Annotated in this window: 12 protein-coding genes; 5 read left to right on the forward strand and 7 right to left on the reverse strand. The window is 67.5% G+C overall.

The annotated features are described in order from the left end of the window. Positions 1 to 178 precede the first annotated feature (178 nt). The 3 genes from FCF25_RS02465 to FCF25_RS02475 all read left to right on the forward strand — a co-directional run bounded on the left by FCF25_RS02465 (position 179) and on the right by FCF25_RS02475 (position 3,932). Complete coding sequence (locus tag FCF25_RS02465; protein WP_137047224.1) at positions 179 to 1,867, forward strand: thiamine pyrophosphate-binding protein; 1,689 nt, start codon at positions 179 to 181, stop codon at positions 1,865 to 1,867. Between the two features lie 93 nt (positions 1,868 to 1,960). Further along, complete coding sequence (gene cofH, locus FCF25_RS02470) at positions 1,961 to 3,355, forward strand: 7,8-didemethyl-8-hydroxy-5-deazariboflavin synthase subunit CofH (protein WP_137047225.1); 1,395 nt, start codon at positions 1,961 to 1,963, stop codon at positions 3,353 to 3,355. Between the two features lie 19 nt (positions 3,356 to 3,374). Continuing rightward, the gene (locus FCF25_RS02475) at positions 3,375 to 3,932 is read left to right on the forward strand and encodes a metal-dependent hydrolase (RefSeq protein WP_137047226.1); all 558 of its coding nucleotides are present in this window, start codon (positions 3,375 to 3,377) and stop codon (positions 3,930 to 3,932) included. 31 nt (positions 3,933 to 3,963) lie between these two features. Here the strand turns inward: FCF25_RS02475 and FCF25_RS02480 are convergent, their stop codons facing one another. From FCF25_RS02480 to FCF25_RS02505, 6 genes are all read right to left on the reverse strand, one after another. Beyond that, positions 3,964 to 4,878, reverse strand: coding sequence for a mechanosensitive ion channel family protein (locus tag FCF25_RS02480; protein ID WP_117594599.1), 915 nt, complete (start codon positions 4,876 to 4,878; stop codon positions 3,964 to 3,966). A 113-nt stretch (positions 4,879 to 4,991) separates the two neighbouring features. Further along, entirely contained in the window at positions 4,992 to 6,134 is a 1,143-nt protein-coding gene (gene cofG / locus FCF25_RS02485) for a 7,8-didemethyl-8-hydroxy-5-deazariboflavin synthase subunit CofG (protein WP_137047227.1), read from the reverse strand. Positions 6,135 to 6,358: 224 nt separating this feature from the next. Then, the gene (cofC, locus tag FCF25_RS02490; protein WP_137047228.1) at positions 6,359 to 6,979 is read right to left on the reverse strand and encodes a 2-phospho-L-lactate guanylyltransferase; all 621 of its coding nucleotides are present in this window, start codon (positions 6,977 to 6,979) and stop codon (positions 6,359 to 6,361) included. A 16-nt stretch (positions 6,980 to 6,995) separates the two neighbouring features. Beyond that, the gene (locus FCF25_RS02495) at positions 6,996 to 7,802 is read right to left on the reverse strand and encodes a hypothetical protein (RefSeq protein WP_137047229.1); all 807 of its coding nucleotides are present in this window, start codon (positions 7,800 to 7,802) and stop codon (positions 6,996 to 6,998) included. Continuing rightward, positions 7,771 to 8,952, reverse strand: coding sequence for a tubulin/FtsZ family protein (locus tag FCF25_RS02500; protein WP_174786364.1), 1,182 nt, complete (start codon positions 8,950 to 8,952; stop codon positions 7,771 to 7,773). Before FCF25_RS02500 ends, FCF25_RS02495 begins: the two co-directional genes overlap by 32 nt. 273 nt (positions 8,953 to 9,225) lie before the next feature. Next, complete coding sequence (locus tag FCF25_RS02505; RefSeq protein WP_137047230.1) at positions 9,226 to 10,119, reverse strand: complex I NDUFA9 subunit family protein; 894 nt, start codon at positions 10,117 to 10,119, stop codon at positions 9,226 to 9,228. A gap of 152 nt (positions 10,120 to 10,271) precedes the next feature. Between FCF25_RS02505 and tmk the strand changes: the two genes are divergently transcribed. Further along, the gene (tmk, locus tag FCF25_RS02510) at positions 10,272 to 10,868 is read left to right on the forward strand and encodes a dTMP kinase (RefSeq protein WP_137047231.1); all 597 of its coding nucleotides are present in this window, start codon (positions 10,272 to 10,274) and stop codon (positions 10,866 to 10,868) included. Between the two features lie 183 nt (positions 10,869 to 11,051). On the opposite strand, the gene FCF25_RS02515 is transcribed toward tmk, so the two are convergent. Then, a complete protein-coding gene (locus tag FCF25_RS02515; RefSeq protein ID WP_117594605.1) occupies positions 11,052 to 11,360 on the reverse strand; it encodes a hypothetical protein in 309 nt (102 codons plus the stop codon). Positions 11,361 to 11,498: 138 nt separating this feature from the next. Here FCF25_RS02515 and FCF25_RS02520 point away from each other — a divergent pair, with 138 nt between their 5' ends. Continuing rightward, entirely contained in the window at positions 11,499 to 12,545 is a 1,047-nt protein-coding gene (locus FCF25_RS02520) for a thiamine pyrophosphate-dependent dehydrogenase E1 component subunit alpha (RefSeq protein ID WP_137047232.1), read from the forward strand. Positions 12,546 to 12,558 lie beyond the last annotated feature (13 nt).

A 12,558-nucleotide genomic window follows, 5' to 3' on the forward strand; every position in this document is an offset into this window, starting at 1 on the left:
TGCGAACAGGCGACCCGTCTCCGTCCGCGAGCGGTGCGTCGCACACCAGCCTCGACCGACTCGCGGTAGTTCGTTAACTCACGAGCGGTCTGGCCCCGTCATCGGTGATAAACGTCGGGAGTGTGTGAGACGCTACCGGCACCCGAGAGTATTAGCCTCGGGACCACACGCTTACCGTATGAGCGACGGCTACTCCGGCGCGGACCTCTTCGTCGACGCGCTCGAACAGTACGGTGTCACGCATCTCTTCGGTAACCCCGGGACGACCGAACTACCGGTGATGCGGGCGCTGGAGGACAGCGACCTCGACTACGTACTCGGTCTCCACGAGGACGTCGCCGTCGGGGCGGCCGCCGGATACGCCAGCACCCGACGGTACCACGGTCACCGCGATCCCGACGTGTTACCGGTCGGCGTCGTCAACCTCCACGTCGCTCCCGGACTCGCTCACGGCCTCGGCAACCTCTACGGTGCGAGCGTCGCGGGGGCACCGCTCGTCGTCACGGCGGGCAACCACAGCACCGATTTCCGCCACGAGGAGCCCATCCTCTCGGGCGACCTCCGCGAACTGACCGACCAGTTCTGCAAGTGGTCCGACGAGGTGCTGGACGTGGCCGCGCTCCCGACGATGCTCCGCCGGGCGTTCCGCGTCGCGCTCACGCCGCCGACCGGCCCGGTGTTCCTCGCGCTGCCGCTCGACGTGATGATGGCCGAGACGGACGCAGACCCCGAGCGACTGGGACCGATTCCGACCGCGGGCCGGGGCGACTCCGCCGAGATAGAGCGCGCCGCCGACCTGCTCGCCGGGGCCGACGACCCCGTGCTCGTCGTCGGCGACGAGGTCGCTCGCGCCGGGACCGATGCCGTCGACGCGGTCGTCGAACTCGCGGAGGCGGCGGGTGCCCGCGTCCACGGCGAGATTCTCTCCTGCGAGGTGAACTTCCCCGGCGACCACCCGCAGTGGGTGTCTCACGTCCCGCCGGACGAGGGACTCGCGTCGACGCTGATGGAGACGGACACGCTCGTCTTCGCGGGCGTCTCGACGCACACGACGCTGACGCGTCACGAGGAACCGCTCGTGCCCGACGACGCGACGTGCATCCACCTCGGGCCCGACGCGTGGGAACTCGGGAAGAATCAGCCCGCGGACGCGGCCGTGGTGGGCGACGTCGGCTCCGTCTGTTCGGACCTCGCGGGGCGCGTCGGAGAGCGGGTCGACGACGGCGAACGCGAGGCGCGACTCGGCCGCGTCGACGCGACGAAACGGGCGGTCGAACATCGGACGCGCTCGCTCGGGACGGGCGACGCCGACGACCCACGAGCCTCGAAAGCCGAACTGGTCGACGCGATTCGGGCCGCCGCCCCCGACGCGTACGTCGTCGACGAGGGTATCACCTCGAAGTACGTGATGCTCACGCGGTGGCCGTTCGCGCCCGAACAGTACGTCTCGAACAAGGGCGGCGGGCTGGGTTACGGGCTCCCGGCGGCGGTCGGTGCCGCCGTCGCCGAGAGCCAGCGCGACGACCCCCGGACGGTTCTCGGATTCATCGGCGACGGCTCGTACCTCTACTACCCGCAGACGCTGTACACGGCGGCGCGGTACGACCTCGACCTCACCGTCGTCGTCTCCGACAATCGAAACTACCGCATCCTGAAGGACAACGCGCTCGGCCTGTTCGGCGGCGACGAGGGCGATTACGAGTTCGTCGGGATGGACTTCGACCCGCCGGTCGACATCCCGAAAAACGCCGAGAGTCACGGCGCTCGCGGGCAGTTGGTCGACTCGCGGGAAGAGATCGAAGACGCGGTTCGGGAGGCGGTCTCTCGGAGTGGACCGGACGTGCTGGACGTGCTCGTCCACGACTGAGGGCGGTCGCCGCCCCGAACGTGGGCATCGCGCTCCCCGCCCGAGTTGCCGACGACCACCTGACTTTTACTGGTCGCGCCGGTGGGTCTGCGTATGAGCGACGCGCCAGCGCCGGACGCCGGACGCGGTCCGACCGGACCGACGGCGTTCGACTTCGAACACGTGCCGGAGACCGACCAGTCGTTCGAGAACGCGCTGGCGAAAGCCCGAGACGGGGAGCGACTCACCGTCGACGACGGCGTCGAACTGCTGACGACCGGCACCGACTCGGAGGGTATCGACACGGCGCGAAAGGAACTCGTCCTGGAGGCCGCCGACCGCCGCCGCGCCGAGGTCGTCGGCGAGGACGTGACGTTCGTCGCCAACCTCAACAACAACGTGACGACGGCGTGCAACACCGGCTGTCTGTTCTGTAACTTCAAGAACAGCTCGCACGCGTTCGAGACCGACTCCGGCGCCGACCACGGCGGATTCACGAAGACGCCCGCTGAATCGAGAGCCGTCGTCGAGGACGCGCTCGATATGGGCATCTACGAGGTCACCTCCGTCTCCGGACTCCACCCGGCGTTCGCGCTCGACGAGGAGCACCACGAGATTCTCCGCGGCTACGACGACGCCGCGCGGACGGTGAACTACAAGCCGCCCGAACGGTACGAGACGGACCCCGGAACGTATCTCGAACAGATGGAGGCGATGAGCGTCGGCGGCGTCCACCTCCACTCGATGACGCCCGAGGAGGCGTATCACGCCCGCCGCGGCACCGACTGGTCCTACGAGTCGGTGTACCTCAAACTCCGCGACGCCGGTCTCGACTCCGCACCCGGAACGGCGGCCGAGATTCTCGTCGACGAGGTGCGCGACGTCATCTGCCCCGGCAAAATCGACTCGCAGGGGTGGGTCGACGCGATAGAGGGCGCGATTTCGGTCGGGTTGGACGCGACGGCGACCATCATGTACGGCCACGTCGAAAACGAGATGCACCGCGTGATGCACCTGAAGCGCGTCCGCGACCTCCAGGACAGAACCGGCGGAATCACCGAGTTCGTCCCGCTCTCGTTCGTCCACCAGCAGACGCCGCTGTACGAGCGCGGCGTCGTCACCGGCGGGGCCTCCGACGACGAGGACGAACTGCTCGTCGCCGTCTCTCGCCTCTTTTTGGACAACGTCGACAACGTCCAGTCGTCGTGGGTGAAGTACGGCGACGCGAAGGGGCTCAAACTGCTCAACTGCGGCGCGAACGACTTCATGGGGACGATTCTCTCCGAGGAGATCACCAAACGCGCCGGCGGCGAGTACGGCGAGTTCCGCTCGTTCGACGACTACGTCGAGATGCTGTCGGCCATCGGTCGCCCGCCGGTCGAACGCTCGACCGACTACCGGACGCGCCGCCGCATCGACCCCGACGCCGGGCCGCACGGCCCGATGCTCGGCCCGCGCGCCGACGGAACGCCGATGCTGGACCGACAGCGGTCGCGGGAGTCGAGGTAGTGAGCGGAGGCCTCGAACGATGATGAGTCCGACCCACGTCGCCACCGGCGTCGTCATTGCCGCGCCGTTCACGGTTCTCGCGCCGGAACTCGCGGCGCTCGTCGCGCTCGCGGCGATGGCCGGCGGCGTCTTTCCGGACCTCGACCTGTTCGTCGGCGTCCACCGGAAGACGCTGCACTTTCCGGTCTACTACTGGGCCGTCGTGATTCCGGCGGCCGCGCTCGCCGCGGTCGTCCCGTCGTCGGCGACGATAGCCGCGTTCTTCTTCTTCCTCTCGGCGGCGGTCCACTCCGTCGCCGACTGGTTCTGCGGCGGTAACGAACTCCGGCCGTGGGAGATGACCTCCGAGCACGCGGTGTTCGTCCACCCGCTCGGCCGCTGGCTTCCGCCGAAGCGACTCGTCAGATGGGACGGGTCGCCCGAGGACCTGCTGCTGACGGTTCTGCTCTCGCTTCCGGGCCTCTTCCTGTTCGAGGGGCCGGTCCGACTGCTCACGGTGGCGGTGCTCGTCGTCGCCGTCGTCTACGCCGCGGTCAGAAAGCGAGTGCCCGACCTCGCGCCGTGGTTGGCCGAGTGAGTGGTCGAAGTGGGGGGTTCCGCTCCGACGCTCAGTCGTCGGCGGGCGTCTGTGCGTCCTGCGTCGTCACGCTGCCGTCGACGTCGACGCTGCCGGTCAGCTGACGGTACGGGTACGGCATGTCGATTCCCTCGGCGTCGAGGCGCTCTTTGACGTTCTGGACGACGTCGGACTGGATGCGGACGAAGTCAGAGCGGTTCGGTTCGTCGACCCAGAAGCGCGTGTTGAGGCCGACGTAGGAGTCGGCCAGTTCGGTCACGCGGACGTCGGGTGCGGGGTCGTCGAGCACTTCGGGCACTCGGTTGACCTCGTCGAGAATCGCTTCCTTCGCGTGGTCGATGTCGTCCCCGTAGCCGATGCCGAAGACGAACTGCTGCCGGAGGCGGTCGTAGGCGACGGGGTTCTTCAGCGGGTTGTTGGCGAGTTCACCGTTCGGAACCGTAATACGCTCGTTGTCGAACGTCCGGACGCGCGTCACTCTGAGGTCGATATCCTCGACGCGGCCGGTGATGTCGCCGACTTCGATCCAGTCGCCGACTTCGAACGGCTTGTCCTTGAGGATGAAAACTCCGGCGACGAAGTTGCCGATCAGGTCTTGGGCGGCGAACCCGACGGCGAGCGCGAGCGCACCGCCGAACACGCCGAGCGCGGCGATGACGGTGCCGAAGCCGGCCAGCATGAGGCCGACGGCGAGCGCCAGTACCCAGACGACCGCGGCCATGACACTGTCTGCGAGCGTACGGACCGTCTCGTCGTGGCCCTGTTGTCTGAGAACGCGGTCGACCAGCGGGACGAGCACGGCCCGGCCGAGAATCAGCGTGACGACGACGCCGAGGACGAACAGTATCACCGGGACGAGATACTGCTGGACGATTTCACCGAGTGTGATCCCTTCTATCGGAATCGTTCCCTGCAAGACGACCGAGGCGACTGACTGAAACGACATAGTTCACGGTCACTTTCGCGGTCTCGCGTCATTACTCCTTGGGGGTGAATCTCGCGTCGGAACCGGTTTCGCCCCCTCCTGTACGTCGGTCGCGGCTGACGGTCCGGGTTCGGTCACTGGGAGCGGAGCGCCCGGTACCGCCGCCCGGCGTCGTCGTCTGCGCACATCGCATCCAGTATACGAGCCGAGAGCCACTCGGTTCCCGTCGGGTCCAACCGCCCCGGTTCGTCGTCGACGCTCGACGAGCGAAGCGTCGACGGCAGAAACCGCTCGTACACCGGTAGTCGCTCCCGGAGCGGAACGCCGCCGTGGTCGGCGACGTCTCGAAGTTCCCGGAGCGCCGGCCACTCGTAGTCGGGGTTGATGTAGTCGTCCGTCACCGGGGAGACGCCGCCGAGGTCGTCGACGCCGCAGTCGAGCAGGTCGCGGGCGGGCGAGAGGTTCGGCGGAATCTGCACCGACACCTCCTCGGGGAGCGCGACCCGCGCCATGGCGACGACGCGGCGCATCGCCTCGACGCTCGGCGTCTCGTAGTCCGAGCGCTCGTTCGGGACGACGTTCTGGACGATGACCTCCTGGACGTGCCCGTGGCGCTCGTGGAGCTCGCGGATGGCGAGCAGGCTCTCGGCGCGGTCGCGCCACGTCTCGCCGATGCCGACGAGGAGGCCGGTGGTGAACGGGACGTTCGCGCGACCCGCGGCTCGGATGGTGTTCAGGCGCTGGCCGGGCGTCTTTCGGCGCGCTCCGGAGTGCGCGGCCACGTCGGCGGTCGTCTCCAGCATCACACCCATCGAGGCGTTGACCTCGCGTAGCCGCTCGAACTCCGACTCGGTGAGGTCGCCCGGGTTTGAGTGCGGCAGCAGGCCCTCCTCGAGCGCGATCTCGCAGGCGCGGTAGAGGTAGTCGAGAATCGAGTCGTAGCCCCACTCGTCGAGTTGGTCGTGGATGGCTTCGTAGCGGGCGTCGGGTTTGTCGCCGAAGGTGAACAGCGCCTCCGTACACCCGGCGTCGGCACCCATCCGGAGCGTCTCTCGAATCTCCTCGGGCGACATGAGCGTCGCCTGCCCCGGGACGTCGTAGTACGTGCAGTAGGTGCAGGTGTAGCGACAGGCGGTCGTCAGCGGTAGGAAGACGTTCCGCGCGTAGGTGAGCGCCGGCGCCGGTTCCGCGTCGTCGGGCGTCACCGACAGCAGGCGCGCTACCTCGTCCTCGTCGACGGCGATGTCCACGTCGTACTCGTCGGCCGCGGGGAACACGTTGAGGCGTGGTACGTCGGCGGACAAAAACGTACCACTCCCCGGCAACCCGCGGCCGACGCGGCGTCGAAGGCTCGGCGCGGGACGGAGCCACGGCGCGAAGATGGCGAACAGGCGGCGAGCCTCGGTCGTTCTCGGTACCGCGAGGGGTTCGCCGCACGACCGCCTCGACTCCCTCGCGACCGGTTTCAGGTCACGCGGGAAGGTGGTCGCGCGCTCGTATTTCAACGTTCGCGTCGCACGCCGACGCGACCGTCGTGCGCGTCGACCTCGAACCCGGCGTCGAGGAGCCAGTCGCGCGCCCGGCCGTCGGTGTGGAGCAACACCTCGACGAGGTCGGCCGGTTCGTCGATATCGGTCGACAGTCGCATCGAGTCGAACTCGCGGACGCTCGCGCCGACGTCGCGGGCGACGCGGAGGTGGTCGAGGTACGAGGTCCCGTGGTAGTCGACGCGGAACGCGGGGTGGCGGACGACGAGCGCGTTCGTCCCGCCGCCGCGTCCGGGGGCGACGACGACGTCGCCGCCGGCGTCGAGAAGTCGGGAGAGCACGCGCGGCGTGGCGAGCGCGAGGTCGCTCATGACGACGGCCGTGGGTTCCTCCGCCCCGGCGAGTCGGTCGTTGACCGCCCTCGAGAGCGGTCGGTCGTCGACGACGACGGACGCTCGGGCGTCGAGTTCGACCGACTCGGTCGCCACTACCGTCGGTTCGACGCCGGCGTCGACGACCGCGTCGACGACGTCCGCGAGCATCGCCCGCGAGAACGACTCCCGCTCGGCCGGGTCGAGCGCGTCGGCGAGGCGCGTCTTCGGACGCGCTGCTGCGTAGGGAACGAGAACGGTCATAGGAGAAGAGAGGGGGCTATCCCAGTTTATCGTAGGTGGTCTGGTTCGACCGGTACCAGAAGAAACCACCCGCGACGACGAGCAGGGCGACGAGTCCGCCGACGGCGTACATCGCCATCTGCATCGTCTGACTCGACTGCTGGGCGGAGCCGGCCTGCTGTTCTGCCTCGTTCGCCAGTTCGGTGGCGAGGTCGAAGTCGGGGTTATCGCCGTCGAACGCGCGGATCGCCTGCGTCAGCGACTGTTCGGCCTGCTGGGTGTCCGCGCCGCCGGCGCTCTCGATGGCCGCCTCGGCGTTCTCGATGGCCGCGCGCGCGTCGGCGCTCTCGGTCGTGTAGTGGTGCGTCTCCCACGACTGAATCGCGTTGCTCGCGCCGCCGTTGCGCGACTGCGAGAGGCCCATGAGGAGGAACGACTGTTCCTCTTCGTACTGGTACTCGGTCACTTCCGGCACCGTACCGGTGACCTTCACGTCGACCTCGCTGACGCCGTCGTCGGAGGAGACGGTCGCGCCCGAGAAGTTCTGGCCGTCGAACTCGTCGCTGCCGACCTTCGACCCGGTCTGGTCGTAGTAGGTCACGGTCCACGTCACGTCGGTGAGATTCGTCTGCCCGGTGACCGACCACGTGTTCCACTGCGGGTTCTTGTACAGCTCGTCGAGCGTCACCGTCGCGCTCACTTGCTCGCCGACCTCACCCTCCGCCGGCGCGTCCTCCTCGGCGACCGAGACGGCGGCCGCCGGGGCGGCGAACGCCGACAGGAGGAGCGTACAGGCGACGAGCGCGAGGAGTTTAGAAGAGCGATTCAAGTTCGTCCTCGTCATCGTTGACCAGGTTCTGGAGGTTGGTATCGCTCTCGCGGTTGATCTCGTCGATGTTGTCCTGCGCCTCGATGGCAACCTGCTGGAGCTCCTTGATTCGGGGGACGTTCGTCACGCCCGAAAGCAGGATGACGCCCGCGACGAAGCCGCTGCCGGTGACGGGGTAGTCGCCGCCGCGGACTTCCATGCTCCCGGTCTGCTCCTCGAGCCACTTGCGGCCGCGCTCTATTCCTTTCCGGTTGAGGTGCCGCGGCGGACCCGCCATAACCAACAGCGCGCGCTCGGTGCCTTCGATCTCACACGGGAGCGTCAGCCGTCCGAGCGCCGCCTTGCGGACGAGGCTCGTGATGCGGTTCGTCGTGTGCGCGGTGTCGAGCGTGTCGTCGCCGCCACCGCCGCCGGTCAGCCGCGAGAGGAGCCCGCCGGACTGCTCCTCCTCGACCGACTCGGAGGCGTAGCCGACCGTGGAGACGCCGCCGCCGGAGAGCGTGTTGATGATTTCGGAGGAGTCGACGACGCTCTCCGCGACTTCCTGCCCCGCCTTGACCTCGCCCGCGCCGAAGAGGATGCCGAAGCGCCGGACGATCTCATCGTTGATCTCGTCGTAGCCGCCCTGCACCGACTCGCCGGTTTTCCGCCACGCGTCGTTGTCGAAGACGAGCAGATTGTCGACTTCGCGGACGAACGTCTGGAACGAGCGCGCGGCGTTGAGCGTGTAGATGCCGCCCTCGTCGCTGCCCGGGAGGATGCCGAGACCGTAGACGGGTTCGGTGTAGATGCGCTTGAGGTGCTTGGCGAGAACCGGTGCGCCGCCGCTGCCGGTGCCGCCGCCGAGACCGGAGACGACGAGGAAGGCGTCCACCTCGTGGACCGGAATCCCGTCGATGGCTCCCTGTACCTCGTCGATGTCCTCCTCGGCGACTTCCGCGCCGAGTTCGTTGTCCGCGCCGACGCCGTGACCCTTGACGCGCGACTGTCCGATGAGCACGCGCTGTTCCTTCGGGATGTTCGTCAGACCCATCAGGTCGGCTTTCGCGGAGTTGACCGCCACCGCCGCCCGGACGATATCGCTGCCGTGTCGTTGGTCGTACTCGACGAACTTGTCGACGATTTTCCCGCCGGCTTGCCCGAAGCCGATCATTGCCAGTTTCATGATTTCGCTCCCCTCGTCATTGTGTAAAAGCCAATACGAAATCCGATATAAGCCTTATGATGGTAGAAAGTCAGTTCACTGTGATATTCAGGTTTGATAATCGGTGACAACGTGTCGGCGGTAACGAGTGCTTACAGCGGACGAATCGGCCGAAATCGGGCGAAGGAGACGATTAAAGGGATCAGTTAGGGACGAGTGTCAATCACCAGACAGCCGTCATCTCGCCGACCCAGAAGGAGTAAGATATCGAAAGTAAGCCGCCGTTACCGGGGTTTACCGCGACGAATCGCGGAGATACGCGTCGAGCGTCTTCAGGTCGGACGCGCGCTTGCCGAACGCGTCGATGTCGTTGTCGTCGGTCGTGTTGTCGAACTTCAGCGACCGGTACTGGTCGCTCCCCATCGGGAACCCGGGTATCTTCCCGCCGATGCCGAGGCCGATGCCGGCCAGTCCCATCGGCACCGGTACGACGTTCACGGATCGACCCTCCGCACCGTGGGCTTTCCTCGCTACCTCCGCGAGCGTCAGCTTCTCCGGCCCGCCGATCTCGTACACCTGTCCCACGTGGTCGTCGTCCTCTGCGGCGTCGGCGAGCATCGACGCGATATCGCCGACCCAGATCGGCTGGAACCCGGTTTTCCCGCCGCCCGGAAGCGGGGTGAGGTACGGCGGCGCGAGCTTCTTCGTGAAGGGGACGAACTCGCCGCCGTCGCCGAAGATGACCGAGGGTCGGAAGACGACCCAGTCGAGCTCGGAGCTCCTCACGACGTCCTCGGCTTCGCCCTTCGACCGGATGTACGCCGTCGGGCCGTTCGGGTCCGCCCCGAGCGCGCTCATCTGGACGAGCTTCGAAACGCCGTGCTCCTCGGCGGCTTTCACGACGTTCTCGGTGCCGCCGAGGTGGACCTCGAAGTGTTTCTCGTCGCCGCCGCTGGGTTTGAAAAGCGGCGACAGCGCGACGAGGTTGACGGCGACGTCCTTCCCTTCGAACGCCCCCTCGATGGAGTCGTAGGCGGTCACGTCGCCGCGGGCGGTTTCGACGCCCGGCGGCAGGTCGTCGCTTTCGGGACTTCTCGACAGCACCGTCACCTCGTGACCGCGGTCGAGCAGTTCCGCTGCGAGGTGCGTTCCGACGAACCCAGTTCCGCCGACGACGAGCACTTTCATGCGCGTACTGTCGGACGGACTGAACGTAAAGCTACCGCGCTATTTGCTCCCAGTTGGCCGTTTTTCCGGTCGAATCGACCGTTTTTGCGCCCCGTCGCGTCCGACGCGGAGAGCTATCAACGCTTAAGCGCGGCCACCGACACCACCCGGACATGCTCATCACGCTGGAGGGTCTCGACGGCAGCGGCAAGACGACGGTGTGGGAGGCGTTGCACGACTCGCACCCCGACGCCGTCTTCACCCGCGAACCGACGAACTCCTGGTACGGCGACGCGGTCGACCGCGCCATCCGCGACGACGACGCCGACCCGCTGGCCTCGCTGTTTCTCTTCACGGCCGACCACGCCGACCACCTCTCGCGGGTGATTCGACCCGCGCTGGCCGACGGCGAACTCGTCGTCTCCGACCGCTACTCGGACTCGCGGTACGCGTATCAGGCCGTCGAACTCCAGCAGTCCGAGATAAACCGTCCCCTGGAGTACATCCGCGGCATCCACGCCGCTTTCACCCGTCCGCCGGACGCGACCATCTACTTCGACGTTGACCCGGAGACGGCGGCGGCGCGAAGCGGCGCGACCAACAAGTTCGAGCAGACGGAGTATCTCGCCTCGGTCCGCGCGAACTACGAGCGCCTCATCGACGCGGAACGGCACCGCTTCGTTCGCGTCGACGCGACGAAATCGCCCGAGGAGGTCATCGACCGGGTCGAAGAGGCCGTCGACCGGTTGGTCGACGCCCGCGGCGACTGAACGAACCGAGTCGATGCGGAACCCGGCGTCGCGTCTCGCGTGCGGCAGGTCGGTGTATTCCGCCTCGGACGTCTGCGGCGATACCCTCCGCTCGCTTCACTCGCGGTGGTCTTTCTCCTCCTTCTGTCGGGATGCGGCGACTACCTCGGCGAGCGGGTGGTCGAGCGGTCGAGTCTGAAACCGCTACGGCGTCTCGGGCAGGTCGTACTCGTCGGGCGAGGGCATGTAGAGCACGTCGATGGTGAATCCGAGCGCCAGCGGCATCCCGACTAGCAGGCCGAGCGTTCCCATCTGTCCGAGTTCGACCGAGACGAGCTGTCCGGTGACGAGCGTCAGCGCTACCAGTGCGGCCGGAACGAGGACGACGGCGTACAGTACCATCCCCCACTGCGTGTCCAACCGCAGGCGGAGAAATCGCGTTATGACCGCTGCGACGAACGTGTGGGCGACGAACGCGACCCCGAGCACGACCAGTCCGAGGACCGAGACCATGGTCCGCCTACGGGCCGCTCGCTCTTTGGGCTGTCGGAACCGGGGCGAGCGCCGAAACGACGACGACGCCGATTCGCACCGACTGTCGCCGTGCTAAACCGACCCACTTTATCACGAACAATCACCGACTGCACAGTCATGCATCGACTCATCGACGACCGGTCGCTCTCGGAGTCGTCGCTCTCGGCCGACGACGCCCGGGCGGCGTACGTCGACATGGTCCGAACGCGGCGATTCGACGAGCGCGCGCTCGCGCTACAGCGGCGCGGGTGGATGAGCGGGTATCCCCCGTTTCTCGGACAAGAGGCGTCGCAGGTCGGCGCGGCCCACGCGATGGCCGACGACGACTGGCTCTTCCCGACCTACCGTTCGAACGCGCTCCAGATCGCCCGCGGCGTCCCGATGAGCGACATCCTCCGCTTCCGGCGCGGCTACCCCGAGTACCACTCCGACCACGACGTGCCGGTGTTCCCGCAGGCGGTTCCCATCGCCAGCCAGATTCCGCACGCCGCCGGCGCGGGGATGGCGCGCAACTACCGGGGGAACGACGAGGCGATGTTGGTCTGCTTCGGCGACGGCGCGACGAGCGAGGGCGACTTCCACGAGGGGCTGAACTTCGCGGGCGTCTTCGACGCGCCGGTCGTCTTCTTCTGTGAGAACAACGACTGGGCCATCTCACTGCCGCGCGAGCGACAGACCGCCAGCGAGTCTATCGCCGTCAAAGCCGAGGCGTACGGTCTCGAGGGAATCCAGGTCGACGGCAACGACCCGCTCGCGGTCCGCGAGGCGGTCGAGCAGGGGCTCGAAGCCGCTCGAAGCGGTTCGCCCGTGCTGGTCGAGAGCCTCACCTACCGCCGCGGCGCGCACACGACCGCCGACGACCCCTCCGTCTATCGCGACGACGACCCCGACCTCCCCGAGTGGCGCATCCGCGACCCGCTCGAACGGTTCGAGGAGTTCCTCCGCGCGGAGGGCCTCGTCGACGACGAGTTCGTCGAGAGCGCGTACGACGACGCCAACGAGGAGCTGTCCGAGGCGGTCGAAGTCGCCGAATCCGGTCCCCGCGCCGACCCCGACGAACTGTTCGACTTCGTCTACGAGTCGCTGCCGCCGGAGCTCGAAGCCCAGCGCGAGCGGATGCACCGCTCGATCGAAACCCACGACCCCCAGGAACTGGACCGATAGCGCTCGCGTCGGT

Source organism: Haloprofundus sp. MHR1 (assembly GCF_005155585.1).
GTDB classification, from domain to species: domain Archaea; phylum Halobacteriota; class Halobacteria; order Halobacteriales; family Haloferacaceae; genus Haloprofundus; species Haloprofundus halophilus.

What these genes read in the sequence shown, in the direction of transcription:
- cofH (WP_137047225.1), top strand. Translation starts at nt 1,961, where the DNA reads ATGAGCGACGCGCCAGCGCCGGACGCCGGACGCGGTCCGACCGGACCG.
- FCF25_RS02505 (WP_137047230.1), bottom strand. Translation starts at nt 10,119, where the DNA reads ATGAAAGTGCTCGTCGTCGGCGGAACTGGGTTCGTCGGAACGCACCTC.
- FCF25_RS02520 (WP_137047232.1), top strand. Translation starts at nt 11,499, where the DNA reads ATGCATCGACTCATCGACGACCGGTCGCTCTCGGAGTCGTCGCTCTCG.
- tmk (WP_137047231.1), top strand. Translation starts at nt 10,272, where the DNA reads ATGCTCATCACGCTGGAGGGTCTCGACGGCAGCGGCAAGACGACGGTG.
- FCF25_RS02515 (WP_117594605.1), bottom strand. Translation starts at nt 11,360, where the DNA reads ATGGTCTCGGTCCTCGGACTGGTCGTGCTCGGGGTCGCGTTCGTCGCC.
- FCF25_RS02475 (WP_137047226.1), top strand. Translation starts at nt 3,375, where the DNA reads ATGATGAGTCCGACCCACGTCGCCACCGGCGTCGTCATTGCCGCGCCG.
- FCF25_RS02465 (WP_137047224.1), top strand. Translation starts at nt 179, where the DNA reads ATGAGCGACGGCTACTCCGGCGCGGACCTCTTCGTCGACGCGCTCGAA.
- FCF25_RS02480 (WP_117594599.1), bottom strand. Translation starts at nt 4,878, where the DNA reads ATGTCGTTTCAGTCAGTCGCCTCGGTCGTCTTGCAGGGAACGATTCCG.
- FCF25_RS02495 (WP_137047229.1), bottom strand. Translation starts at nt 7,802, where the DNA reads ATGACGAGGACGAACTTGAATCGCTCTTCTAAACTCCTCGCGCTCGTC.
- FCF25_RS02500 (WP_174786364.1), bottom strand. Translation starts at nt 8,952, where the DNA reads ATGAAACTGGCAATGATCGGCTTCGGGCAAGCCGGCGGGAAAATCGTC.
- cofC (WP_137047228.1), bottom strand. Translation starts at nt 6,979, where the DNA reads ATGACCGTTCTCGTTCCCTACGCAGCAGCGCGTCCGAAGACGCGCCTC.